The organism is Secundilactobacillus sp. MJ173, assembly GCF_059704265.1.
This window is the reverse complement of the sequence record NZ_BAAKGN010000008.1, coordinates 32,405-57,876: the sequence shown is the minus strand read 5'-3', so window position 1 is coordinate 57,876 and position 25,472 is coordinate 32,405. Positions and strand designations below refer to the sequence as shown.

Here is a 25,472-nt window from a genome sequence, read left to right as displayed (position 1 = left end):
TTTCACCTTACATCAACGGATCCCATGGCGCTAATTCAACTGGCTCATGAGCCAAAATCGCCCGTTGCTCATCCGTGAGGTACTTTTTGTGCACAACGACTTCGTAGACAAATTGATCCATCCAGTCATCCGTCATCACAAAGTAGCCCTTTTCGCCATTCTTTTCACCCCAGGAATTTTCGACCTTCCAACGGTTAGGCTGCCCATCTACCAGATTAACACCCGTCAAGGTCATGGCATGGGTCACCTCAGCTTCATGGTAGGCAAACCGCTGTGCTTTGCTCATGGATAAATCGATGCCAAATAGTTCCGCACGCCGGTAGAGTTTAGCGTCTAAGAAACCTTGTTCACGACTCATCTGCTGCAGTACGTCGTTGCCAAACCAAACCGTTTCGCCATCCTGTAGTTGCGCAATGGCGGTCTTCTTCAAAACCGCCATATCCACGTTCAAGAACTGAATCTGCTTGCCACCAGCCACGTTTTCCTGGCTGGCTAAACGATAAAGTTCGTTTAACGGCTTATCAGGTGAATTAGTGACGACGACATAATCTTCCAAATCAACGTCAAATTCTTGCTGAAAAAAGGCTGTTGGCGTTAAATCAGCTTGGCGGTGCCACTTTTTATCGTTGTCACGGTATTCGAGATTGAAAGTTGCTGGTGGTTCACCGAAGGAATAAGCCGCCATTCGGTAAACTTCACCCACCATTTGACGTCGTTTTTCATCTAACTGATCCGCGCTGGCGCCATCACGAACGAGGTTACGTAAAATCACCGCATCCCGCTTCATTTTAAGTGCTAAAGTCGACGCAAAAGCATTGGTGTGGTCGGTATTGTAGGTTTCTGGCATGGCATAGGCAGGCATCACCCCATATTTTTCCACTAAGGCTGCTGCCATTGGCCATTGACCCCCATCGCCACCCGCCATCTTCAGGTAAAAGGCGACTTCGCGATCGTTAGGACCCTTATCAGCAGTGGCGATCATCTGCTGGTAAAACATATTTGCCCGCTCAACTTTATCCCAGAAGAACAGGTAGTTTTGCGATAGTTCAAAGTTTTTCACGTGGTGAGTCTGTTCAAACTTGTGTCGTAACGTATTCAGTAATGAAAACTCCCAGCAACGGCCGCTTTGTTTTTGATTAGTCACGGTGCCCGTTTCAAGTTCAACGGAAAATTCCCGGTGAAGTCGCACCTTAGCTTGCGGATCAGTGGCCGCAGCGTTGATGCCGTTAGTCATCACAGCACGACTGATGACGGCTGCATCTGGTCGCTGCATTAATTCTTCATGATACTGTTTAAAATCATCTGTTGTTAATTCTGATGGCTTCGATTTGGTCATTCAATTCAACCCCTCTAATAAATAGATTTATTCTACTGCTTTTTTAACGAGCATGCATTCGGCGATGGTAAGAAAGGCCTAACGCTCCTAAACTGTAGATCAACACTAACCCGGCCATGGGCGCGTAACTGGCTGTACCGAATAACCCAACTAAGGGCGATGAGATACCACCAAATGCATTTTGTGACAATCCCACCAATGCTGAGGCACTCCCGGCATTTTGCGGTGTTTGATTCATAATAATGGACGTGGTCAAGGTGAGCAACATCCCGATAAATAGCACTAAGCACCACAGCAATACCGCAACCGCAATCAGCGGGAATCGTAACCATGACCCAGCTAGCAATGCTAAACTGTCCACCAGTACGATCACCATGCCAATTTTCATTTGCCGTACTTCAGACACGTGATTAATGCGACTTGGCAAACCACTGCCGATGACGATTCCCAGACCGTTCATGGCATAAATCAGACTGAAAGTTTGGGCAGACAGATGGAAGAGCTGCTGGTAAATAAAGGTTGAGGCTGAAATATAACTAAATAAACAGCCGTAAATTAATCCGGTAATCATAATATTTCGCATAAATCCTGGCAGCTTAACTAAATTCCCAAAGGATTTAAAAGTCGCAAAGATTGGTCCCGTTAAACGCTTGTCTGGTGTTAACGTTTCAGGAATGCCAACCACGATGAGTCCAGAAAGCGCCAACCCAATGGCACCAAGGAGAACGAAAATCGCTTGCCACGGTACAAATTGAATCATGTAGCCACCGATAATGGGTGCAATGATTGGGAAGACACCGTTAACAGCATTCAAGACGGCGTAAAAATTAGTTAGCGCATGACCACTAAATAGATCCCGTGCCACTGCCCTAGAGAGCACTTGACCACTAGCACCGGCTAATCCCTGAATAAACCGCATCACGATCAGCATGGTGATGGAATGGGTCAGTGCAATCAGAAATGACGCTAGGGCAAAAATTAAAAAGCCAGCCAACAGTGGCTTCTTGCGGCCATAATGATCACTTAACGGTCCAGCAATCAGCTGACCAAACGCCAAGCCTAATAAACAGGCCGTTAAGCTTAATTGAATCAACGATGCCGACGTCTGGAACTGTCGCATCATCTGCGGTAAGGCAGGTAAATATAAATCAATGGACAATGGCCCCGTAGCACTTAAAGTACCCAAAATTAAAATAAAGCGAAGCCGGTGACGGTTTTCAGACATGTTGTTAGTTCATCCCTTCTAAATGACATCCTACATACAATGATACGGAATTATGTGGAAAATACTAGTGAAATCATTTACAGGCGCGTTAACATTTTGATAAATCACCATGACATATTGCGACTTTTAGGGGAAAAAGAGTAATATAGAGTGAATTAAGATAACAGGACCTGAATGGCAGGCTCTGGAAGGGATATAACCACTCAATGAAATTCATCAAAGAAATCGTCATACCAGTAGTCATCGGTCTCTTACTGGCATTCGGCTTAAAAACCTTTGTTTTATCACCCGTCCGTGTCGATGGACCTTCGATGGAACCTAACTTGACCAACAACGAACGGGTCTGGATGTTTAAACAAGCAAAAATCAAGCATCTCAGTGTCATCGTATTTGATGCCCATGGCGCTGATCCAGAAGCAACTGCTGGCACAGACTATGTGAAGCGTGTGATTGGCTTACCTGGTGATACCGTTTCTTTCATTAATAACAAACTTTACGTAAATGATAAAGTTGTTGATCAAAGCTTTATCAGTAATAGTGAAGCAACTACTGGCACTAGCAACCATAACTGGACATTACAAACCTTAGCAAAGCAGTACGGCTGGGGCAAACACGTGACGGTTGTTCCAAAGGGTGAGTACTTCGTTTTAGGTGACCACCGAAGTGTCTCAAATGATGGGCGTTACTGGGGCTTCGTGAAAAAGAGTAAAGTGGCGGGCGTCGTCAAAGTCCCATTTTGGGCCGGAACTAAAACACAACGTGCCAATGTCAATGGTTTGGGATACGAATAGATTATTATGCAATCTGTGCCATAAGTCTGTATTGAAACATACTTAAATATTTGTGCATTGCTTCAATATAGTCCAAAACCCGTTCTACAACTCAGATTCGGCCATGTAACGTAAAAGAGCCACCCCGGCAAACCGGAGTGGCTCTTTTACGTTACATTCTGGAAGCTACTGAGTTGTGTCACACCCTCATCAACTACGAATGACGTTGCTGTTCTTTTTTTATTTGGCTGGATACCCGTTGCGCTTGCTGCCGCTGGCGGGACATATCCCTTTGCTTTGTTTTAACGTAATTTGTGTAAAATTCCCCGTAATCAAATTCGTGATCACTGTTAGTTCCCCCAAGTACCCGACGTTTTGGACGTTTCCCACTCAACCAGTTCGCCATCGCTTTTTCCTCCTGCATGATAGGTATACTCGTATCATACCAGATTTCATTAATCTTGCGTGCATTACAGCAAATTTGTAACAACAGAACTTAAAATAATCTTCCCCATAGCGGGTTGGCATCCATAATACAAAAATAGCGCATTGCAACTATTTCAGTGCAATACGCTATTTATAGTACTTTAAAAACTATCTTTCGTCGCCCTGGGCCCGCAGTAATTCGCCCAATGAAGGCTGCGTCTTTGGATCAATGTGGTACTTCTCTGAGTACGCCTTAACAGTGTCCGCACCGTAGAGCTTTTCATCTAATGGCATAAAGGCCGTAGCAATTGGGTCATCCGGTTTGATGTAAGCATTAATGACGATTGGCTTCTTGTTACCATTAGCCTGTAGGTCCTTAACCTTAGCAAAAACCTCGTCCAGATCAGCCTTATTCTTCACCGTGAAACCAATACCGCCAAGTCCTTCAGCAACCTTGGCCCAATCAGCATCAGTCAAATCAACGCCGTAAAAGTGCTGCTTGGATTCAGCCTGTTCATAATAAATGAAACCGAAGCGGCTGTTGGAGAAGACAACGTTGATCACTGGTAATTCGTAACGGGCTTCAGTGATAATGTCGGGTGCTACCATGGCAAAACCGCCATCACCTGACAACGACCATGCCTGAGCGTCCGGAACACTGAGCGCACCAGCCATGCCGCCTGGTAAGCCAAAGCCCATGGTTGCAAATAAACCAGAAATAGCAAATCGCTGATTCTTGTTCATTGGTAAGCCACGAACGCCCCATTCAGAAACGTTCCCAGTATCAACTGCGTAGGTATCGTTAGGACCGGCTAATTCAGCAATCTTCTTTGTCACTGCTTCAGGATTCAAGCCCTTGCTGTCATCTTCAGCCTGTTCATCTAACCACTTATCCCAGTTCGCCTTGTTTTCTTGGTTTGCTTTCAGCCAAGTATCAGCTGGACGGCTTTCGCCAGTAGCAATCATATCATTCAAATAAGCTTTAGCATCCGCAATAATCGCGTAGTCCACATCAACGGTCTTGCCGATATCAAAGGCGTTGGTATTCACTTGAATAATTTTAACGTCCTTTGGCCAGAAGTTAGCGAATGGAAATTCGGAAGCTAGGAAGAGGATCAGGTCTGCATGTTGCAAAGCTTCAAACCCTGATTTAGCACCCAATCGGCCAAAGGTCCCAATAAAGTTAGGATGGTCTGTTGAAATCACCCCAGTTGCGGGTACCGTATTCATGACGGGGATGTTGAACTGTTCTGAGAACTTAGTCAGCTCATCGCGGGCGCCTAATAACCCACGGCCTGCATAAATCAACGGGTGCTTAGCTTCTTTGATCATCTTCAGACTGTCAGCAATCGCCTTGGGATCTACAGTTTGGCTGTAGTTATTCGCCACCACTTTTGGCGTCTTTGCTGGTTCATAATCGATTTCCTTGGTCGTTAAATCTTCCGGCAAGATGACCACAGCAACCCCGCTTTGTCGGTAAGCTTCACGAATCGCTTCGTTAATTACGTAGGGAATCTGTTCAGCCGTGGTTACTGTCCGGTTGTAGACCGAAACATCTTCAAACATTGGTGTTTCATCCATTTCCTGGAAGAAATTCGTGTTCATCACTGGCTGAGCAACTTGACCAACGATGGCCAACACGGGGACGTGGTCCATTTTGGCGTCGTACAGGCCGTTGAACAGGTGAGTTGCACCAGGACCTGCAGAACCAAAAGCAACCCCAATTTTACCGGTAAATTTAGCATCAGCAGACGCTGCAATAGCCCCCACCTCTTCGTGGCGTACCTGAATATATTTAATTTTATCTTGTTCTAGGTATAACCCTTCAACGGTGTGGTTAATCGATCCCCCAGGAATCCCGTAAATATGATCAACATCCCAGTCTTCCAATACCTTAACTAATGCTTGTCCTGCCATCATCTTTGTCATCTGAATCGCACTCCTCCATCAGTTTCTATGAGAACTTTTAATTCTTAAATTGTTTAACATGGAAGAGTATAGGACGAACAAATTTAAAAGTCACGAGATTAGCTTACTTTTTGTAAGTTAATTATTCACAATTTGAACGTAAAAAAATTCTGGTATCAACCGACTTTCATCGGTTAATACCAGAACAGATCTTAGATGATTGCACTTTGATTGAATATGATTGCTAAATGCTAGTGAATTGCTGTTTCCAACGCAGCTGCGATGAAACCACCAACCAGTGGGCCGCACATTGGTACCCATGAGTAATCCCAGTGAGCTGAACCCTTGTTAGGAACTGGCAAAATCGTGTAGGCAAAACGTGGACCCCAGTCACGGGCTGGGTTAATGGCGAACCCGGTGGTCGTCCCTAAACCAGTACCAATAACGAAGATCAAGAACCCAACAACAAGTGGTTTCAAACCAGTCGTGAAGTTACCTAAATTAAGAAGAATAAAGACAAAACCGAATGTGGCAATAACTTCTGACAAGAAGTTGAAAAGAGGTGACTTAATTGCTGGCATAGTAGCAAAAATACCAACCGTGTTCCCATTTTCTTCCCCTTTTGTTTCCTTAAAGTGTGCACCAAATGCAACCATTACTAATGCTGCCCCGACAAACGCACCTAAGAATTGGCCTGCTAAATATGGCAATACTTCATTCCATGGGAACAATCCAAAGATTGCGAACGGAATCGTAACTGCAGGGTTTAAATGACCATCTGAGCCTAAAAGTCCCGCAACATATACCCCCATGGTAACAGCCATACCCCACGACAGGCAGACGAACAACCAACTAGATCCCTTGGCGTACGTCTTATTTAAGTTGATCCCGGCACCAGTACCGGCTCCTAACAAAATCAGGATCGCAGTGCCGAAAAACTCACCAATAAAACCATCCATTAGTGACACCCACCTTTATATAAGTTTGTTAAACAATTAACACACTAATATTAGCATATTTGTAAGCGCTTTATTTACATTATTTTCACTTCTTTACAACATAAATGTGCTTAATTTCAGCAAAAAAGTATGATAATGTTCAAAATTTTACTGATTAGTAACCTCATCATGACACATTTTTTGTAGCATTTGCCGAAGCACATGTTGCTTGTTTACAGGCTGGATGACGTTTTTTCCAATTTGGTTGATTAATGTAAACGTGCTGTGACCAAGTGTATAGTAGGTCACTGATGAAAATTGGGGTGCAAGTCGTGCTTCAATCGACTGTAATCGCATATAGCTTGAAGGGCTCGTCACAAGGATTCTAGTGATTTGATGCCCCTTCAGTTGGGAAATCACCTGTTCTTCTTGCTTCTGAGACCAACTATTTTTGTAACACGTTAATTGAGTCAGGTACGGCATAACTGACAGCCGATTGTGTTTGACGTGCCGATTACCTGTCAGCCAAAGCAATGGTCGAGCCTGAGATGAGGCTAATAATTGCGCCAAACTGGCCTGATTTTCTGCCACTGGGTACGTTACCTCGGTAAGCCCTTCAGCTTGTAATTGCGCTGCCATTTTTTGACTTAGAACAAAGAATTTTGGCTGAGTCACCTGGTGCCAGTCATGACTCAAATAGACCTGAAGTGCGAATTGACTCGTGATCACAATACCTGTTGCCATACGAATCCGTGTAACCTCAGCCGTTGTTAGCTGAGTTGCTACCAGTTCACGTAATGGCAAATATAACGGCACCGTAACCTTTGCCAATTGTGCCCGCAGTTCCGGTTCGACCTTCTCTTTTGGATACGTAATTAAAAATGCCACCGAGAACACCTTCTCACTCATTGATTTAACGCTAAGACCCTCATTTTACCTTGCCCATCAGGCTGGTACGTTGAATAGTGGCCCGCTTTGAAATCAAGGTCCCAAAATACCGTGTCTGGTACCCACGATTGATGCATTACGCGTAACGTGCCAAGGTGCGCAACAATTAACACGTTAGCCGCCGAAGCCAGCAAATCCTGATAGCCTGCAATTGCATGCAGCACACGCTTCGAAAAGACTGTATAGCTCTCAGCACCCTTTGGCGTCACATCAAAGGGCTGCTTGATCCAGTGCGCCCAGGTGATTGGGTCTTGTGCCTCAATCTCATCCGCATCCAGTCCTTCCCAGTCACCAAACCCCTTCTCATTCAAATCAGCATTCACGTAAACGGTCGCGTTTGGATGTTCATCAATAATGGGTTGGGCGGTTTGCTTTGTTCGCGTTGTTGCACTGCGAATAATAATATCAAGTGGTTGATGCTGCAGCTTCTCGGCAAGTTCAGTAGCTTGCCGACGGCCGTTTTCATCAAGGGCCACATCCAAGGTGCCATAGAATTTTCGGTGCTGATTTAACGTCGTTTCGCCATGTCGCGTTACGAATAAAGTCATTTGATCACCTCAATAATGCCACTGTATACCAGCAGGAAAATTACCTGCGATAACTCACCAAAAGCGCCAATGGTGTCACCGCTAAAGCCCTTCAGCAACCGAATGTTAAAACGCCGGTAAAAATACCCAAACACAACGATGGCTAAATAGCCAACCAGACCCGGCCACTGCAACACTGCACCAATGACCACGATAGCCACTAACTGGGACGCCACGATTCGCCAGGTCTTAACGCCGATCCAAATGCTGGCCAGTCCGTTATCACCGTTATAGACCATCTTGTAAAACAGCAGTCCGATTCCCGTTTTGGCAATCATGGTCATGACTGCTGTTAACCCAATCAGTTGCCACAATGGCAGCAGATTGCAAATGGCAATGCCACCACCGATAACGATCAAGTAAAAGTAGATCAAGCCCAATGCACCCATGGTTCCAAGCCGACTATCGTGCATGATATCCTTCATTTTTTCGGGCTTCCGTGACGAAAATAGCCCATCGGCAGTATCCGCTAAAGCGTCTAGGTGGAAACCACCGGTCAGCAGCCCATCCGTGACCCAGTAAATGATCCAGGCAAACCAAAGTGGAAAAATACTGGCAAAGCCCCAGAAGATCAGCGCCTCAAGACAGCCCAGCAACAACCCGAAGAGACTGAAGTACTGAATATTATTTTTAAACTTGTTCGTGACATCCTTAATCTCGATTGGAATGGAAATCCGCGTAAAAAATTGTGTGTATAAAATTAATGCCTTTCCCATGGCAACCCCCAATTATTTCAACTGTTGTGACAGACCGCTGATTACAAAGTATACGTGGTCAGCCGCCTGTGCCAAGCGCTGGTTCACCTGGCCGTAAATATCCCGCAAAATTCTCGTCTGTTTTGTCGCTGGCACAATGCCTAGGCCCGTTTCGTTAGTCACCACAACCATTGATTGGTTAGTGGCATGCAGCGCCTCGACAATTTGATCCCAAGCATCAAAAATTTGCTGACTCAATCCATCAATATCTTCGCTGGTCATCTGCTCAATGGTCTCATCCACATCAAGGTGCCGGTCCGCTGCCAGTTGAGTTGCACGCTCGTAAAACAAATTGGTAATGAGCATAGTGGCATCATCCAGCAAATAACTATCGTAATGATTGGCCATAATGAACGCACCAACGTTTTGGTACCGTTCTTCAGTGGCCCAGTTTTTTTCGGCTCGTCGTTTCTGATGCGTTTTAATCCGCAACTGCATTTCCGGGTCTGGCTGAGTCATTACACCCGTAGCGATATAGCACACACAAGATTCGTCCGACAGCGATTGTTCGGCGAACACCGATTTACCGCTCTTGGCCCCACCGGTCACTAACACTAACTGGCTCTTCATGCTTCATACCTCCTGAGTTCTGCCACCGCAACCAATTCTGGAAACGCCTGACTCACTGCTTTTGCCTTGGTCTTTTTTACCCCGACCAATACGACGGTTGCCGGACCAGCAGAAGTATTTAATTCTGGCAACGTCCGGTCAACCAAGTAATGCGTCTCCAACTGATTCGTCTGCGCCATTTGGTCAAGTTCATACGTCACACCCTTTGACCCCACCGGCAACATATCCACAACGTCAGTGTTCGCACGGATTTGACGAACTTTATCGTAACTAAAAATAGAATCTAAATGTGCAACGACTTCGTTACCCACGTAAGGCGTACCCAATTTAAAAACGGTCAGGTCCGTAGTCGCTGGTTTGGGGATGTTGGCCGTTTGAATTCGGCCAATCACCGTGATACCAATCGACGTTGTGAGGGTGGCCATGTTATCTTCTGTACTGCCGTTTAACGGTATATCGGATAATTGCGCCCGCGCAAGCTCTGCTTTGACACCACTGATGATTCGCTCACCGGTTGGCACCATTTCATTACCGATCGTATCAACAACCGTAATGGGGTGGGCCCCAAAACACATCAACTCTAAAAGTGGCACCCTTAAAGAATAAGCAGCCGTAATAGCTGGATCAACGGCTACAACGTCTGCTTTTTTCTCCCCAATTCCGGCACTGCTGTCACACGCGATCACCAATGTTTCCTCTGCTGTTATCGGCGTTAACGTTAAGTCTCGAAACTGTGTATTTATCATATGCGTTACCCGTTATTTACTGCATCAAAGGCGTTGTTGAATGCTTGGATCGTATCGTCAATGTCCTGATCTGTGTGCTTGCTGGACATAAAGTTAGTTTCAAACTGCGATGGCGCGGTGTAAATTCCCTGTTGCAGTAACTGTTTGAAGAATTTTGCAAAGTAGGCCACATCGCTGGCTTGGACGTCATCGAAGTTGTTCACTGGACCAGCGTTGAAGAAGTAACTCCACATGGTCCCAACATGGTGCACCGTAATCGGCACGTTGTGAGCATCGCCAGCAGCCTTGATTCCTTCTACCAGACGGGTGGTTTTAGCTGTCATCTCCTGGTACAGCTTATCGTTCAACTGGTTAAGTGTGCTTAAACCACCGGTCATGGCCAATGGGTTCCCCGATAAGGTCCCCGCGTGATAGATACTGCCAACTGGTGTAATGTGTTCCATAATGTCCCGACGACCACCAAACACACCAACGGGTAGCCCGCCACCAACGACTTTTCCAAGGGTGGTAAGATCTGGCTTGATGTGATAAAGGCTTTGTGCGCCATGGTAGGCAGCTCGGAACCCAGACATCACTTCATCAAAGATCAGCAGTGAACCAGCATCCGTTGTTAACTGTCTCAAGGTATCCAAGAATTCTTGCGTTCCTGGAATAACGCCCATGTTCCCAGCGATGGGTTCAACGATAACGGCCGCAATTTCAGGTCCGTGCTTTTCAAAAACGGCTTTGATACCCGCCACATCGTTATATGGCACCGTCAACGTATCGTAGGCCAAATCCTTTGGTACACCTGGTGAAGTGTTGATATTAAACGTGGCTAGACCAGAGCCAGCATCTACCAGCAAAGAGTCACTGTGGCCGTGATAGTTACCGACAAATTTCACGATTTTATCGCGCTTCGTAAACCCACGAGCTAAACGAATGGCACTCATTGTGGCTTCAGTCCCAGATGAAACCATCCGCATCATCTCAACAGACGGTACGATTTCATGGATTTTCTTAGCCAGCTCCGTTTCTAATTCTGTTGGTGCACCATAACTAGTCCCTTTTTCAGTGGCTGCCTGCAAATCGCTAACAACTTTGTCATCAGCGTGACCTAGGATCAACGGCCCCCATGACAGCACGTAGTCGATAAACGTGTTCCCATCAATATCTTCAATGTGTGCACCCTTCCCCTGCTTAATAAACAGTGGGTCACCACCAACGTTCTTAAACGCCCGTACTGGACTATTTACACCACCGGGCATGTAGTCTTGCGCTTCTTTGAACGCTCTTTTTGAGTTATCAAAATTTTTCAATGTGTGTGTTCCCTTCTCTTATGGTTTTTATTTCTTTTGCGCGTCCATCCGTGCAGCAACTTCCTTCGCGAAGTAGGTGATGATCAGATCAGCACCGGCACGTTTCAAGCCCACCAGCACCTCGTTGACGATCTGTTCTTCATCGATCCAACCGTTTGCTGCAGCGGCTTTAACCATGGCATATTCACCAGAAACATTGTAAGCGACTAATGGTAAGTTGGTGTTGTTACGAACATCACGGATGATATCAGCAAATGCCATTGCTGGTTTGACCATGGTGAAATCGGCACCTTCTTCTTCGTCACTCTTCATTTCACGAATAGCTTCAAGTCGGTTCGCTGGATCCATCTGATATCCCTTCCGATCACCAAACTGCGGTGCGCCATCAGCGGCGTCACGGAATGGACCGTAGAAGCTAGAAGCAAACTTAACCGAGTAGGCCATGATTGGGGTTTCTTTAAACCCTGCTTTATCCAAACCTTCACGAATGGCGGCCACAAAACCGTCCATGGCGTTTGAAGGAGCAACCATGTCAGCGCCAGCTTTAACTTGACTGACCGCAACCTTGGTGTTGTATTCGAGCGATTCATCGTTTAATACTTTGTGGTCCTTCACGATACCGCAGTGACCAGTGGATGTGTACTCACACATGCAAGTATCAGCGATGACGATCAATTCTGGATAAGCCGCCTTAATCTTACGAATCGCTTCCTGCACGATACCGTGCTCTTCCCAAGCACTGGTACCCACGTCATCCTTGTGATCCGGAATCCCAAAAACCAGGATCGACTGAATTCCTAAATCAACGATTTCTTTCACTTCATCCAAAATGGTATTGAGACTATACCGGTAAATACCGGGCATAGAGGCAATTTCTTCCTTGTCCTGAATCGTGGCATCCACGAATACTGGCATGATCAAATCCGATTTTTCTAAGTGATTCTCGCGCACGAGATCACGCATTGCTGCACTGCTTCTTAAACGACGATGACGATCAAATGTAACCATAATGTATAATCTTCTTTCCGCTATATATTTTTTAATAATAAGTAAGCGTAATCATTCACTAAATATACTTATTTTAACGTTGATTCAATCAATTTCAAAGCGCCTTCAGCAATTAATGTATCAGCAGCTTGGCTACCAATTTTGTCATTAATCGTTCCCTGCACTGTCTTGTGAAACAGGTGGACGCCATCGGGTGACGCGACTAAACCCTTAAAGGTAATCTGATCTTCGCTCGATTCTGCAAACGCCCCAATTGGGTAATTGCAGCTGCCACCCAAAGCGCGCAAAAAGTCACGTTCGACTTGTACGTTTTGCTTGGTAGTTGCATCGTCAATGGCGCTTAACAATGCCAGCGTATCAGCGTCCAGCTTGCGACATTCAATGGCCAACGCGCCTTGGCCTGTAGCCGGTAAAATATCATCTTTCAAACTCAGCCGATACAAACCATCCAGCGAGACTTGCAGCCGGTCTAACCCGGATTCCGCCAAAATCACACCATCTAAATGTTCCGTTTCAATTTTCTTGATCCGTGTATCAACATTTCCACGAATCGGGATCACCTGAATGTCTGGCCGTAAATGCAGCAGTTGCCCCTGACGCCGGAGACTGTTAGTGCCGATTCGCGCACCTTGTGGCAAATCAGCTAACTGTGTCACCTTTTTGGGTGTGATCAAACAATCATAGGGAGATTGCCGCTTAGGAATTGCCCCGATAATTAAATCATCAGGTAATACCGGCATCACATCTTTTAGGCTGTGAACCGCAAAGTCAATATCGCCACTTTGCAGTTCCGCTTCAATTTCCTTAACGAAGACCCCTTTACCGCCAATTTTTTGAAGGCTATCCTTCAGGTTTCGGTCACCTTGCGTCACAATTTCTTTAATACGAAAGGTGATATTGGGGAATCGTTTCTGCAGAGCCGCAATGACCAATTTTGACTGACACATGGCCAACAGGCTCTTACGTGATCCCACTACAAATTCATTTTTCATAAGTATGCTCCTGTTTCGCTAAGTCTGTTGGTAGGCCAAAAATCTGACAAATAAATGCCAGGTCCACATCCACGTCATCCTGAAGCGCCAACTCCTTGACCCCTTTGATGGGACCTAGGATCATCTGATTGATGATGCTCTTCATATGCTTACTGATGACCTTACGTTGGTGAGTATCAAGTTCTGGCAACTTACGCAGTAAACTGTCGTAAGCGGTCTTTTCAATAGCCATCGCAGACTCCCGAATCTCTTTAATGACGGGTACCACGTGAAGCTGTTGCTCCCACACGTAAAACTCATCTACGGCAGCCGGTACTTGAGCAGCCATCTGGTCGATCATATCAGCCTTAGTTTTTTGATTTTCTGAGATGATAGCCGTTAAGTGATCAATATCAAAATAGGTGATCTCAGTAGGCAGATCCTCTCGATGCACGTTACGTGGAACACCTAAGTCCACGATAATTTTCAAATTGGTGGTGCCGCTAGCAAAAATGTGGCCGTTCAGCACTGGTTTTTTAGCTGACGTTGCGAGAATAACAGCATCCGCCGCGTTCGCTGCCACCGCTAATTTATCCCAGTCCGCTGCCTGCACCGTTGCACCATAGTGATCAGCCATCTGCGTCGCTTTGGCATTGGTTCGATTCAAAATGGTGATTTCGCTAAAGCCCATGGTACTAGCATTCTTCAACACGTGACTACCAACCTCGCCAAGCCCGGCAATCACTAAGTGCTTATCCGAAAGATCCTGCAGAACCGTCTTAATTTGGTGTAACCCGGTCTGCCCCGATGTTTTGGACAATTCACTCACGCGATAGGTCGTATGCTGTTTTTTAGCAAAAGTAATGGCGTCCTTTGCTAGGTGATTGAGAATTACCCCAGTGGTGCCAAGGTCACGTGAAGTGAAGAAAGCATCCTTCACCTGACCCAAAATCTGCGGTTCACCAACAATCAAGGACTCCAACCCGGTCGTTACCCGTAGCAGGTGCGCCACGGCGTCTTGTTTAAACCCAATTTCCGCCCATTTACTAATTTGGTCGATGGAGACGTGGAACCAGTTGGCTAAAAAGCGTTTGATGTAATAACGGCCAGTATGGATCTGGTCAACCACGGCGTAAACTTCGGTCCGGTTACACGTTGATAAAATCATATTTTCAAGGATCGATTTTTCATCACTTAACAGTTGGTTCGCCTGGGTCAGTTCTTCCTTGCTGAAAACTAGCTGTTCGCGCGTGGTAATTGGCAGATGTTGGTAGTTCAGACTGACGTAAATGACAAACATGTACTAATCCTCCTCTTGGTTAAACCAGTGCTTACTTTCAAGCCACTGGCGAATTTCTTGCTTGATCTGTTTAGCCTTAGTTGGTGACTTGCCCTTAGTCGAAACAGTCACCAGCAGATTCTTTGATTCCACACGTGCGACGTTGAAAAAGTCAGACTGTTTTTTGTCACTGGCGTCGTTGACTAACTGAAAATGGGTGGCGTCTTTTGTGACTTGCCGATTAACGCGACGATTATTCGTACAGGCGATGATGATATCCATCTCGGAGATATCACCGGTCTCATACTCCTTTTTGATCCACGTAATCTTAGCAGGGTCAATCGCGTCACACAGTGTGGGACTGATGACAAAAACGTTCGCCCTGGCATCCAGTAAGCCAGCCACTTTACGTGCGGCCACCTTACCCCCACCAATCACGGCAACGCGCTTGCGCCCTAGGTCAATGTTAATTGGATATGGATAGTTCACTAGATTCACTTCCCGTAATCCACGTCAGATTCAGCCAAAATTTGATCAATCTTAGCCATATCCACGTTTTCTTCAACAATTTTAGCTAACTTTTCGTATTGCGCTTCCTTATATTCCGCCATGGACTCATTCTTGGCGTGTAACGGCTGCAGACCCTTAGCGACCCGTAACCGATCCAGCAGCTGTCGCGTCCAGGCAGTGTTGTCAAAAATACCGTGGAGATAAGTTCCCCAAACACTGCCATCCGCGTTCACAGCACCATCTAAGCGGTCTTCAGGTTTGCCGTTGTTTTCAATAATGGTTGAAAATGGGCGGGCATTCTTTCCCAGCGTGGTCTCTCCCATATGAATCTCATAACCGTGCAAGGTGGTATCCTGATGTTTCGCGATAGCCTGCGTGGTGGTCTTTTCTCCGGTAAAAGTGGTTTGAATATCGAGCAGCTGCAAACCATCTTGGTCGGCAATATCCGATTCCACATGGTTGGGATCATGCAGGCGGTTACCAAGAATTTGGTACCCGCCGCAAATACCGACGATCTGCGTCTTATGTGCGTGTAACGCCTGAATCTCAGAAACAAATCCATGCGTTCGCAGATAAGCCATATCTTCGTTAGTGTTCTTACTACCAGGCAGAATCAGCAGGTCTGGATTCCCAAGATCTTCTGGCTTAACCACGTAGCGGACTGAGACATCTGGCTGGATTTCCAAACTGTGAAAATCAGTAAAGTTGGACATCTTCTGCAAGGCCATTACCGCTACATCAAGATCCTTCGTTGCATCCTTGACCCGTGATTTCCGCTCAAGCGCGACACTGTCTTCCTCATCCAGGTCAACATCGGTCATGGGAATCACTCCGATGACTGGCACACCGGTCAATTCTTCAATCATATCATTTCCGGACTTCAGCAGACTGGCATCGCCACGAAATTTATTGATGATAATACCCTTAAACCGCTTCTGGTCTTCTTCAGGCAGCAACTTAATCGTGCCGTAAATCGACGCGTACATCCCACCCTTATCAATATCAGCGACCAGAATAACGGGCGCGTGAGCCATTTCAGCCATGCCCATGTTAACCAATCCTTTGGTATCCAGGTTGATTTCTGCTGGACTTCCGGCACCTTCTAGGACCATGACGTCGTTTTCGGCAGCCAATGATTTGTACGTTTCTAGCACCCGATCCTTCAGCGCCATTTTATGGTCTTGATACTCAACCGCAGTCATATCTGTGAGCACCTTGCCCATAAATACCACCTGTGATTCCTTGTCCGTCGATGGTTTCAATAATAAAGGATTCATCCGTACGTCTGGGGCAACGCCAGCTGCTTCCGCCTGAAACACCTGGGCCCGACCCATTTCCTTACCATCAGCGGTAATGTAGGAATTTAACGCCATATTCTGTGATTTAAACGGGGCAACTTTAAGACCCCGATTTTTTAATATTCGGCAAAGACCAGCCGCAACCCAGCTCTTACCTGAATCCGAAGCCGTTCCCTGAAACATGATTGATTGCGTTCCCATAATCAACCCTCCTGAAGTTAATCAATACTCATCTAGTCGTCATTTCTGAAACAAGTGGCTCGTCATCACGCGTCACTACTCATGGCCTTAACTTTTGTCATACCATGTATGTATGCGTTCTTCCATTGGTGATTGCACCCGTTCAGGGCATTTCGCAATCCTTAGAAGAACTGAGATCAATCAAAAAGAATATGTTTTTTTCAACAGCAGCGTTGAAAAGTAGGGCAGTTTATCGTCTGGATCAAGCGCCGATAGTTTAACCGTACGTTGAGCCGTCATTGACGCATTACTAATGATGATGGCTTGGTCTAAGAGATTGCGTTGCGCTAAGAGCTGATAAACCAGAGGTAAATTGGCTGAAATTTTCATCATGACCACGTTGTCGTTATCATCAATCGCAGTGGCGATCTTCTGTTCGTCGGCCGTGGCTGGAATGATTTCCAGTAGTTCATCATCAAGCATCAAGGGTGTCGAAATGGTTGCCGCAATCTGCGAATAAGCGGAAATACCGGCAACGGTCGCCACCGCAATCTGATTGCCAATAATGTCCAGCAGATAACTATAAGTACTGTACACAGAAGCATCACCCAGTGTGATGAACCCCACATCGTGACCCGATTTTACGTCCGCCACGATCTCTTCAGCGATTGCACGCCAACTGGCTTGTTTTTCACTGAGATCTTTAACCATTGGGAAACGCCGCCGTTTGACCGTTAGCTCTTCTGAAAAATACGGTGCTGCGATTTTTTCCGCGACGCTCGGCTGATCATTATGGGCCTTAGGAGTGTATAGGATGTCGATCTGTTTAAGGGTATTGATCGCCTTCATCGTCATTAATTCACTGTCACCAGGACCAACCCCGATGCCATAAAATGTTGCCATCGTTACATACCGCCTTTCGTCTCAGTTGCCGTTAATTGTCGTTTCAAATGGGTAATAAACTGTTGCTGAATCTCAGGATATTCGCCTAAACCCTTTAATTGTGACGTCACCTGAATTCCTGCACGCTGCAACTGACTCTGCCAAGAATCAGGCGTATCGGAAGCCATGTCATTATGGGCGTGATTACCAGCTACCAGCATGAATGGCTGTAACCTTACCCGTTTAATGCCGTCAGCTTGAAGCCGGCTAATTTCAAACTGAATGTCAGGGTAACTTTCAACTGCTCCCATGTAGTGCTGACTGCCCATTAGCATGTGATCCAGGCAAGCGTACGCTGTAAAGGCGCTATTTGCAGTCCCATGTCCCATAAAGAGGACGGCTTCATCAGCTGCCAGCGGGCTGCCGATCTGTTTTAAAAAGCTAATCGTCGCTTGATAATCCGCAAAGTCGTTTAATAATGGCCGACCAATCACGACCCGTTTAAAATGACCCGCTTCCTTTGCTACGGCCGTTTCAACTTGGTGGTATTCGATACCGGGAATCAAATGCAGTGATTGCACGTAAAGGGTGTCATATCCGCCAGCAATAATCTTGGCAAGCGCTTCTCGTGGTGAATCAATGCTAAGACCCTCGTTTTGCTTGATTCGCGAGACAACGATTTTCGACGTGAACGCTCGGAATACTTCGGCATCAGGAAATGCTGCTCGAAAGGCGTTTTCCGTAGCTTCAATCGTCTTATGCCGCGTCTCGGGATAGGTGGTACCAAAACTCACAATTAACAGTGCTGTTTTACTCATCGCGCAAAGACCTTCTTTACCATTTGAATCACGTTATCATAGCTTGGTTTTACTTCGACAACGTTCTCTAAACCTAACTTATGACACTCGTCTGCCACCGTCTGCCCCATAGCGAAGCAATACATTTGGCTCAGTAACTCACGCTCATCGCTGGTACAACCAGTATAGAGATCAGTGACCGATGCTGAACTTGGAAAAACAATGCCGTGAAAGTCGTTCAAGTCAATATTTTGATTGATGGTTTCACTTTGGTATGTCGCCAGGTAGTCAGCCTCAGCAACTGCATGGTAGTTTGATAACGCCAGCCGTTCGCCAATGAAAACAACTGGCCGTTTTTGATCTATTTTTTTAGGGTCATACAACCCATCCGCCAGAAGGCCATCTTGTTGCAGCCGATACTTCACGATGTGGTTGCTGGCCACCAATTTCCAGTTAGCCAGTGCACGATTGTCGACACCCAGCGTCAACAAGTGTTCCTGAAAGTAGTGAAAGGCCGCAAAATCAGTGACGATCAGCGTGCCACCAGTGTCAAAGTCTGGCAACTCAAACGCCAATGGTTTCTTGACCCGTCGATCAAAGAAGTTTACAGCTGCCCCTTCATCTTGGAGGACGTTAAATAATTTTGAATCCTGTTTAAACGGAATCAAGAAGTGCAATCCCTGCAACGGCCGATGCGGCTGCAAATCACCCATCAACTTAACGACGCCACCAACCACGATCAAAGCCGGTGATGAGATGTGCATCTTCTCAACCATTTGAACAACGTTGGCCAAGTCAGACGAGATTGAGCGTTGCTTCCAATGGGTTGCCCACTGAACCACAGCAACCGGCGTATCGCTGGCCATTCCGTGTGCCACTAACTGTTTGGCAATGTTAGGCAGCTGCGCCATGCCCATTAGAAAAACAATGGTGCCTTCTTGATGCGCAATGTTTTCCCAATCCAACTCTTCTCCATTGGCCTTGCGGTGCCCTGTAATCACGTGGAAACTAGAAGCAAAATCGCGGTGGGTGATGGGAATTCCTGCAGCCGCTAGTCCTGCAATGGCACTGGTCAATCCAGGCACAACTTCGAAGGGGATCTGATGTTTACTCAGATACTGCCCCTCTTCACCGCCACGGCCAAACACGTATGGGTCACCCGCCTTTAAGCGGACAACCCGCTTTCCTTGTTTGGACAAATCTACTAGCATGTCGTTGATCTGATACTGGCTAATTTTATGGTGAAGCGGCATTTTACCCACATCAATTTTCTCTGCCACAAACGGTGACAGCAACGCAGGGTTCACCAACCGGTCATACACGATGACGTCGGCTTCTTCAAGGCGGCGTTTACCCAACAGTGTGAGCAGCTCCGGGTTACCTGGTCCGGCGCCAATAAGTGAGACTAAACCGTTCATTGCGTTCCCTCCAATAGTGCACTTAATTCAGCTAAACTTGTGGCTCTCTCTGGATAATTCAGCGTTGGGCGTTTAATGACCAAACACGGAATGCCCAATTTTTCACAGGCCGTTATTTTTTCCTGAACGCCGCCACGACGCCCAGATTCTTTTGTCACCACAGCAATCGCATGACAGCGCTGAAACAACTCAATATTGAGTTGTTCACTAAATGGTCCGCGCACAGCATCGATCTGGTCGGCTTCAAACCCAGCATCATCCAGCAAACCAATTGCTTTAACGGTTGGTAAAACGCGGACGTGCAGACGATTAACACCAAGTTTTTGAGCATATTCACCAGCGGTTTTACTACCCGTAGAGAGGTAAACCGTGCCATTAGTTGGTTTTAGATAAGCGACTACGCCATCCAGATCATCAAACAACTTCAAGTTTGGTCCTTCTTCTAAACCGTTTGCTCGTTCCAAGCGAATGTATCTAATCTGATCCGTTTTTGCTGCCACCATTACAGTGCCTGAGATCACCTTCGCAAAGGGGTGGGTGGCGTCGATGATCAACGTAATGTCATGGTCAGAAAAGAACGCGTGAAAAGTTTCCGGCGTCAATATCTGCTGACTCACTTGCGTGGCATGTGGCCGCGCAAGCTCTGCACCGTAATCCGTAGTGACCGACAAAATAAACGGTGCATTGAGCTTCGTCAGATAATCAGCGACATCCAAGCTTTCACTAGTACCGCCTAATAACAAAATCACAGCGTATACCCTCGTGGTGTCACCATGCGACCATCTGCCACGTAGGTATTCTTGTTACCCACGATAACGATGGTCGTCATGTTGATCTCCTCAACGTCCAAGTCTTTAATGGTGGTCACTTTTTCGATTTCCTTCTTGCGGGCAACGTCCTTGCCAATACCCACAACGGTGTCTTCTGACTTGTATTTCAAAATAATATCTAAGGCTTCACGCAAATTGTTTGGACGGCCCTTACTACGTGGGTTGTACAGGCAAATCACAAAATCTGCTTTGGCAGCAGCGTCTACCCGTTCTTTAATCACGTCCCAAGGCGTCATCAAGTCGCTTAAACTAATGTGGCAAAAGTCGTTCATTAACGGTGCGCCTAATGCCGCAGCAGCACCGATACTTGCCGTCACACCTGGTACCACTTTCACATCAATGTGTTGTTCGGCCTTAGATGCCAGTTCCAGCACTAGTCCGGCCATACCGTAAATGCCAGCATCCCCGCTGGAGATAATGGCAACATCCTTACCCGTTTGGGCAATCTCAATGGCCTTTTTACAACGCTCAATTTCACCGCGCATCCCAGTAACGACCAGTTCCTTACCTGCCAACATATCTTGTACCAAACGGACGTAGGTCACGTATCCGACGATGGTATCCGTTTTTTCAATAACGTCTAATGCTTCTTGTGTCATCAATTCTTTTGAACCGGGGCCAAGCCCTACGATGTATAACATATGGTTTACTCCTTTTGAGTTTTTATCTAGTCTGATAACGATTCAGCAATTTTCGACTCATCGCCATGGTGATCTCATCAAGCGCAAAACGATCAGTCACGGTGGGCTGGCCAGTCAGCGTTTCCGCGGAAGCACTAGCGACGTTGCCAACACCCACCGTCTTTTCAACAAACGCCGATTGCGGGTAATGCTGGCTCGCTGGTTGCAACGCTTCGACCGTATAAAACGTCACTGGCACGTTAAGCGTATCGGCGAGGTAATGAATGGCACCTTCATGCTGCTTTTTATCGATGGATCCCAGTGCACAAATTGATTGCCAAGCCAGTTGATGTTCAACACAAAACTGGGTAAATACAGTTTGCATCATGGCGTAGGTCACGTCCTTGCGACAGCCGATACCTAGAGCGTTGACCCTCGGTACCACCTGAACGCTGTTGGCATACTTATCAAAATTAACTTTATCGGAAACGATAACCAGCGGAACACCGGCCGTCGCATCCGTCAGCGCTTCCAATTGATGAAAACCGCTTAAATCTGGAAAAGCTGATATAAAGTCCGGATCGATCCAAATCTCAACTGGCTCACCAGCCGCTAATAGGCTGTTGTACTTCTTAGTATTCATTTTGAAATCCGGGTACCAGCCATCGACACGTTGCGCTAATGTGTCCAATGCTTGGACATGTTCCGTATCTGTCGCAGTAGTGATCACCGGATCTGATTCCAGCAACTCAGCTAACTGCGTCGCCCACGCATTGGCACCGCCAACGTGACCGGATAATAGGCTGATCACGTGGTTAGCACGTTCGTCAACGACGAGCACCGCGGGATCCACCGTTTTGTCTTCAACTAGCGGCGCAATCGTACGGACCACGATGCCGGTGGCCATAACGCAGATCACACCATCCATTTCGTGAAATAACCGCTGACAGGTCTTGGTAAATTGACCCTTGCCAAACGTCTGCTCATTCGCCACAGCGAACCGTTCGGGCAGATACACCGTGCCTTGCATGAGGTCGGCGATGCGGCGTGCTAATCGGCTCCCCTGTTTCGTCAGCGCAATCACGCCAAGTTGCGGGTGCTCATTCTTTGTCATTTTTGACGCCCTTACGATAAGTGTGGGTGAACGTGGCATCGTAGAGCTTGGAGTAACTGTATTCATCGCCTAAGAAATCACCAACCATGATCAGGGCTGTCCGACGAATACCCGCTTCTTTAACTTTCTTGGCAATGTCGGCCAAAGTTCCCTTCACCATCTTTTCATCCGGCCAAGTGGCTTTGTAAATCACGGCAGCTGGTGTGGTTTCCTTGTAACCGCCTGCCAACAATTCACGGACAACCTTGTTAACGCTTTGAACAGATAAGAAGATCACCATTGAGGTATGATGGCTGGCAAGTTTTTGCAATGATTCGCTGTCTGGGACGGGTGTCCGACCTGCCATTCGAGTAATGATGACACTCTGTGACACTTCCGGAACCGTGTATTCTACACCCATGGATGATGCGGCACCAAGGAAGGAGCTGACACCTGGAATACATTCGTAACCAATATCTAACTTCTTCAACTCTTCGATCTGTTCGCGAATTGAACCATAGATTGAGAAGTCACCCGTCTGCAGGCGTACCACCGTTTTATCAGCAGCCACGGCTTCTTGCATCTTAGAGATGATGTCTTCAAGTGTCATGCTAGCGCTATCATCTTTTTCAGCACCATCCTTGCAGTAATCGAGTAATTCAGGATTAACCAAGGAACCAGCATAGATCACCACGTCAGCTTCTGCTAAACGTCGATAGCCTTTTAATGTAATTAAATCCTTGTCACCAGGGCCTGCACCTACAAAACTTACAATTGTCATAATTTATCTTACCTTTCTGATGGCACTCACGATGAGTGTCGGATTTTGGGGTTTAAAGAAATGGCCTTGGCCGAGGGCGTACCATTTCGCAATTCGTGTTTCAACCATTTCCAGTTCAGTTACGTCGACTGCCTGAAGGTGCTCAAATGCTGCCAACGCATTTTCTTGCAAAATGAAGTTCAGCACTAACGCACCGCCATCTGCCAAATGGGCCACTGCAAAGTCGATAATAGCGGTCAAGTTAGAGCCGCTGCCACCAACAAAAATCGCATCGTATGGCTGATCTGGAATATCGGCTGGCGCTTCTCCTTGAAGCAGCTGAATATTTTGGGTCTTAAAATGCACCATATTATCATGCATAATCGCAATGGCATCGTCATTCTTCTCAATGGCGGTTACCTGCAGTTCTGGAAATTCCAACGCTGCTTGTAAACTGACGCTGCCGGTACCCGATCCAATGTCTAAGAAACTGGTTTTGCCCTGCAACTGAAGCTTATCCAAACTGATACTTCGTACTTCTGATTTGGTCATCGGAACCTTTGTCCGTAAAAAGTCTTCATCGCGCATTTGTTATAATCACCACGTTCATGTTGTATTTTTTATCTTCAACCTGTTCGGGTTGCAACTGGCTGATTCGCTCTTCCGGATAACTCAACTGTTCACCAATATAGAGAGTGCGGTGCTGGTGCCGACTTAACACCTCTTGTGCGATCTGATAGGGACCGATCTTTTCATCAGTAACCATCCCAACTGTTTGGTGTGCCAGCAAAAAGTCAAAGTCGGGAATCCGACCGTGACTGCTAGTAAAGTACGCGTCGTTCATCGGCAGTCCCACCTGGTTGAACATGTACTGAATAGAACTGATACCTGGAATAATCGTTACGTGGTCACTGCCAAATTCTCGTAGTGTCCAGCTACCGATGCCGTATAACAACGGATCGCCTGACGCTAACAGCACCACATTTTGGTCGTATTGTTCAACCAGCAATTTTTTGAGGATTGCTAGCTTAGGCAGTACCAGTTGTTTCTCACTTGGTAAATCAAAACCTGCCAGTTGGCGTTTCGACCCAATCACTAAGTCTGCCTGAGTTAACAGCTTCTCGGTTCCACGCAGCATTAAATCTGGGCTACCTGGACCAATACCTAACACAGTAATCATTGCCAATCCGCCTCAATTTCTTTCAGTGGCTTAGTCGCTGCTAGAAAACCGGTATCTCGTGAAAAGATCACCGCATCAACTTCGACTTGGGGCTTTTTATGTGCCAGCAACTTTTCCGCACGCCCCTTGATCTTATCAACAATCGTCTGGTACACATCCTGATAACCAGCTTCGTTGATCAATTTAATCATTGAAATCGTGGTTAAGCAGCCGTAGACGTTTTTCATTAGGTCCAGCGGTGCTCCCATTAAAGCAAGGTTGGCGACCATGATTTCTGCCCTGGCATCAGCATCCTTACTGTGGGTGGAAAAGATTCCCCCAGCGACCTTGATCATCTTACCGAGGTCCCCCACTATGAGTACCTTGGTAAAGCCTAATCGCTGTACTTCTTTGAGGACATAGCCAACAAAATTGCTCATCTGGACTTGTTTAATGACCGGAATATGCATGTCGTCCTTTAAGAAATCCTCACCGTAATTTCCAGGGGTTAGGATGATAGCCGTATCTCCCCGCTTGCGATGAATGTTCATTTCAATGGAAATGGAGTGCTTCCAGGATTCTTCAGACATCGGTGTCACAATGCCGCTGGTACCAAGAATGGAAATGCCGCCGACGATGCCTAATTTAGGGTTATAGGTCAATTTAGCGACCCTTTCACCCTCCGGTGCTGAGATGATAATGTCAGCACCCCGGTCAGGACCAATCACATCCCGGACCCCTTCTTGAATCAATTTGTAAGGGGTCGGGTTAATGGCTGGCATTCCTGGCTTGTTGGCAAGTCCGTCCTGCGTCACGCGGCCGATGCCTTCACCACCATCAAGGGTGATGGTGTGATCGGGTCGTAACGTGACCGTTGAATAGATCAACATACCATCGGTTGCGTCCTGGTCATCACCACCATCTTTTTGAATTGCAACACTGGCTTTTTGGTGGTCAAACGTACAATCTTGAACGTCAAATTGAACCGGCGTCCCGTTAGCAGCGTTGACTTTTACAACGGCCGGCGCCTTCTGGTCAAGGATCGCCTTTGCAGCGGCTACTGACGCTGCAGTTGCCGTGGTTCCCGTGGTGTAGCCTTTCCGTAGCTTACGGCCATTATAGTAAACATAGTTATCTTCTGGTTCTGACATTGACGTCAC

General features: G+C 46.7%; 27 protein-coding genes. 1 reads left to right on the top strand and 26 read right to left on the bottom strand.

Annotated elements, in window-relative coordinates:
- Positions 1-7 precede the first annotated feature (7 nt).
- A complete protein-coding gene (locus AC6H04_RS00895; RefSeq protein WP_497569896.1) occupies positions 8-1,336 on the bottom strand; it encodes a C1 family peptidase in 1,329 nt (442 codons plus the stop codon).
- A gap of 43 nt (positions 1,337-1,379) precedes the next feature.
- On the bottom strand, positions 1,380-2,561 hold the full coding sequence (locus tag AC6H04_RS00890; RefSeq protein WP_497569895.1) for a multidrug effflux MFS transporter: 1,182 nt from the start codon (positions 2,559-2,561) through the stop codon (positions 1,380-1,382).
- A gap of 206 nt (positions 2,562-2,767) precedes the next feature.
- Between AC6H04_RS00890 and lepB the strand changes: the two genes are divergently transcribed.
- Entirely contained in the window at positions 2,768-3,352 is a 585-nt protein-coding gene (gene lepB, locus AC6H04_RS00885) for a signal peptidase I (RefSeq protein WP_497569894.1), read from the top strand.
- 193 nt (positions 3,353-3,545) lie between these two features.
- Here lepB and AC6H04_RS00880 read toward each other — a convergent pair whose 3' ends face one another.
- The 24 genes from AC6H04_RS00880 to cbiD form a co-directional block, all read right to left on the bottom strand.
- Positions 3,546-3,737: a hypothetical protein gene (locus AC6H04_RS00880; protein ID WP_497569893.1), complete on the bottom strand. Its 192-nt coding sequence runs from the start codon at positions 3,735-3,737 to the stop codon at positions 3,546-3,548.
- Between the two features lie 188 nt (positions 3,738-3,925).
- Entirely contained in the window at positions 3,926-5,686 is a 1,761-nt protein-coding gene (gene spxB, locus AC6H04_RS00875; protein WP_497569892.1) for a pyruvate oxidase, read from the bottom strand.
- Positions 5,687-5,916: 230 nt separating this feature from the next.
- On the bottom strand, positions 5,917-6,624 hold the full coding sequence (locus tag AC6H04_RS00870) for an MIP/aquaporin family protein (protein ID WP_497569891.1): 708 nt from the start codon (positions 6,622-6,624) through the stop codon (positions 5,917-5,919).
- A 147-nt stretch (positions 6,625-6,771) separates the two neighbouring features.
- Positions 6,772-7,491: a uroporphyrinogen-III synthase gene (locus AC6H04_RS00865; protein ID WP_497569890.1), complete on the bottom strand. Its 720-nt coding sequence runs from the start codon at positions 7,489-7,491 to the stop codon at positions 6,772-6,774.
- A 17-nt stretch (positions 7,492-7,508) separates the two neighbouring features.
- Positions 7,509-8,099, bottom strand: a complete 591-nt coding sequence (locus AC6H04_RS00860) for a histidine phosphatase family protein (protein WP_497569889.1) — start codon at positions 8,097-8,099, stop codon at positions 7,509-7,511.
- Positions 8,096-8,854: an adenosylcobinamide-GDP ribazoletransferase gene (locus tag AC6H04_RS00855; protein ID WP_497569888.1), complete on the bottom strand. Its 759-nt coding sequence runs from the start codon at positions 8,852-8,854 to the stop codon at positions 8,096-8,098. The genes AC6H04_RS00860 and AC6H04_RS00855 overlap by 4 nt, the downstream gene beginning before the upstream one ends.
- A gap of 12 nt (positions 8,855-8,866) precedes the next feature.
- Positions 8,867-9,463, bottom strand: a complete 597-nt coding sequence (locus AC6H04_RS00850; RefSeq protein WP_497569887.1) for a bifunctional adenosylcobinamide kinase/adenosylcobinamide-phosphate guanylyltransferase — start codon at positions 9,461-9,463, stop codon at positions 8,867-8,869.
- Complete coding sequence (locus AC6H04_RS00845; RefSeq protein ID WP_497569886.1) at positions 9,460-10,209, bottom strand: hypothetical protein; 750 nt, start codon at positions 10,207-10,209, stop codon at positions 9,460-9,462. The genes AC6H04_RS00850 and AC6H04_RS00845 overlap by 4 nt, the downstream gene beginning before the upstream one ends.
- A 5-nt stretch (positions 10,210-10,214) precedes the next feature.
- A complete protein-coding gene (hemL, locus tag AC6H04_RS00840) occupies positions 10,215-11,507 on the bottom strand; it encodes a glutamate-1-semialdehyde 2,1-aminomutase (RefSeq protein WP_497569885.1) in 1,293 nt (430 codons plus the stop codon).
- A gap of 27 nt (positions 11,508-11,534) precedes the next feature.
- Positions 11,535-12,515 (bottom strand): porphobilinogen synthase, encoded by a 981-nt coding sequence (hemB, locus tag AC6H04_RS00835; protein WP_497569884.1) that lies wholly within the window; start codon positions 12,513-12,515, stop codon positions 11,535-11,537.
- Between the two features lie 68 nt (positions 12,516-12,583).
- Positions 12,584-13,507, bottom strand: a complete 924-nt coding sequence (gene hemC / locus AC6H04_RS00830) for a hydroxymethylbilane synthase (RefSeq protein WP_497569883.1) — start codon at positions 13,505-13,507, stop codon at positions 12,584-12,586.
- Positions 13,497-14,786: a glutamyl-tRNA reductase gene (hemA, locus tag AC6H04_RS00825; protein WP_497569882.1), complete on the bottom strand. Its 1,290-nt coding sequence runs from the start codon at positions 14,784-14,786 to the stop codon at positions 13,497-13,499. The genes hemC and hemA overlap by 11 nt, the downstream gene beginning before the upstream one ends.
- 3 nt (positions 14,787-14,789) lie before the next feature.
- On the bottom strand, positions 14,790-15,254 hold the full coding sequence (locus tag AC6H04_RS00820; RefSeq protein ID WP_497569881.1) for a precorrin-2 dehydrogenase/sirohydrochlorin ferrochelatase family protein: 465 nt from the start codon (positions 15,252-15,254) through the stop codon (positions 14,790-14,792).
- Between the two features lie 5 nt (positions 15,255-15,259).
- On the bottom strand, positions 15,260-16,774 hold the full coding sequence (locus AC6H04_RS00815) for a cobyric acid synthase (protein WP_497569880.1): 1,515 nt from the start codon (positions 16,772-16,774) through the stop codon (positions 15,260-15,262).
- 180 nt (positions 16,775-16,954) lie between these two features.
- On the bottom strand, positions 16,955-17,656 hold the full coding sequence (locus tag AC6H04_RS00810) for a cobalt-factor II C(20)-methyltransferase (RefSeq protein WP_497569879.1): 702 nt from the start codon (positions 17,654-17,656) through the stop codon (positions 16,955-16,957).
- A gap of 2 nt (positions 17,657-17,658) precedes the next feature.
- The gene (locus tag AC6H04_RS00805; protein WP_497569878.1) at positions 17,659-18,453 is read right to left on the bottom strand and encodes a sirohydrochlorin cobaltochelatase; all 795 of its coding nucleotides are present in this window, start codon (positions 18,451-18,453) and stop codon (positions 17,659-17,661) included.
- Positions 18,450-19,850, bottom strand: a complete 1,401-nt coding sequence (cobA, locus tag AC6H04_RS00800; protein WP_497569877.1) for a uroporphyrinogen-III C-methyltransferase — start codon at positions 19,848-19,850, stop codon at positions 18,450-18,452. Before cobA ends, AC6H04_RS00805 begins: the two co-directional genes overlap by 4 nt.
- Positions 19,847-20,599, bottom strand: a complete 753-nt coding sequence (cobK, locus tag AC6H04_RS00795) for a precorrin-6A reductase (RefSeq protein ID WP_497569876.1) — start codon at positions 20,597-20,599, stop codon at positions 19,847-19,849. Before cobK ends, cobA begins: the two co-directional genes overlap by 4 nt.
- Positions 20,596-21,321 (bottom strand): precorrin-3B C(17)-methyltransferase, encoded by a 726-nt coding sequence (gene cobJ, locus AC6H04_RS00790; RefSeq protein WP_497569875.1) that lies wholly within the window; start codon positions 21,319-21,321, stop codon positions 20,596-20,598. Before cobJ ends, cobK begins: the two co-directional genes overlap by 4 nt.
- A 22-nt stretch (positions 21,322-21,343) precedes the next feature.
- On the bottom strand, positions 21,344-22,414 hold the full coding sequence (locus AC6H04_RS00785) for a cobalt-precorrin 5A hydrolase (RefSeq protein ID WP_497569874.1): 1,071 nt from the start codon (positions 22,412-22,414) through the stop codon (positions 21,344-21,346).
- Positions 22,401-23,174 (bottom strand): cobalt-precorrin-4 methyltransferase, encoded by a 774-nt coding sequence (locus tag AC6H04_RS00780; protein WP_497569873.1) that lies wholly within the window; start codon positions 23,172-23,174, stop codon positions 22,401-22,403. Before AC6H04_RS00780 ends, AC6H04_RS00785 begins: the two co-directional genes overlap by 14 nt.
- A 3-nt stretch (positions 23,175-23,177) precedes the next feature.
- Positions 23,178-23,741 carry a decarboxylating cobalt-precorrin-6B (C(15))-methyltransferase gene (locus tag AC6H04_RS00775; RefSeq protein ID WP_497569872.1) on the bottom strand — a complete coding sequence of 188 codons (564 nt, stop codon included), beginning with the start codon at positions 23,739-23,741 and terminating at the stop codon, positions 23,178-23,180.
- The gene (locus tag AC6H04_RS00770; protein ID WP_497569871.1) at positions 23,731-24,333 is read right to left on the bottom strand and encodes a cobalt-precorrin-7 (C(5))-methyltransferase; all 603 of its coding nucleotides are present in this window, start codon (positions 24,331-24,333) and stop codon (positions 23,731-23,733) included. The genes AC6H04_RS00775 and AC6H04_RS00770 overlap by 11 nt, the downstream gene beginning before the upstream one ends.
- A complete protein-coding gene (gene cbiD / locus AC6H04_RS00765; protein ID WP_497569870.1) occupies positions 24,330-25,463 on the bottom strand; it encodes a cobalt-precorrin-5B (C(1))-methyltransferase CbiD in 1,134 nt (377 codons plus the stop codon). Before cbiD ends, AC6H04_RS00770 begins: the two co-directional genes overlap by 4 nt.
- Positions 25,464-25,472: the final 9 nt, after the last annotated feature.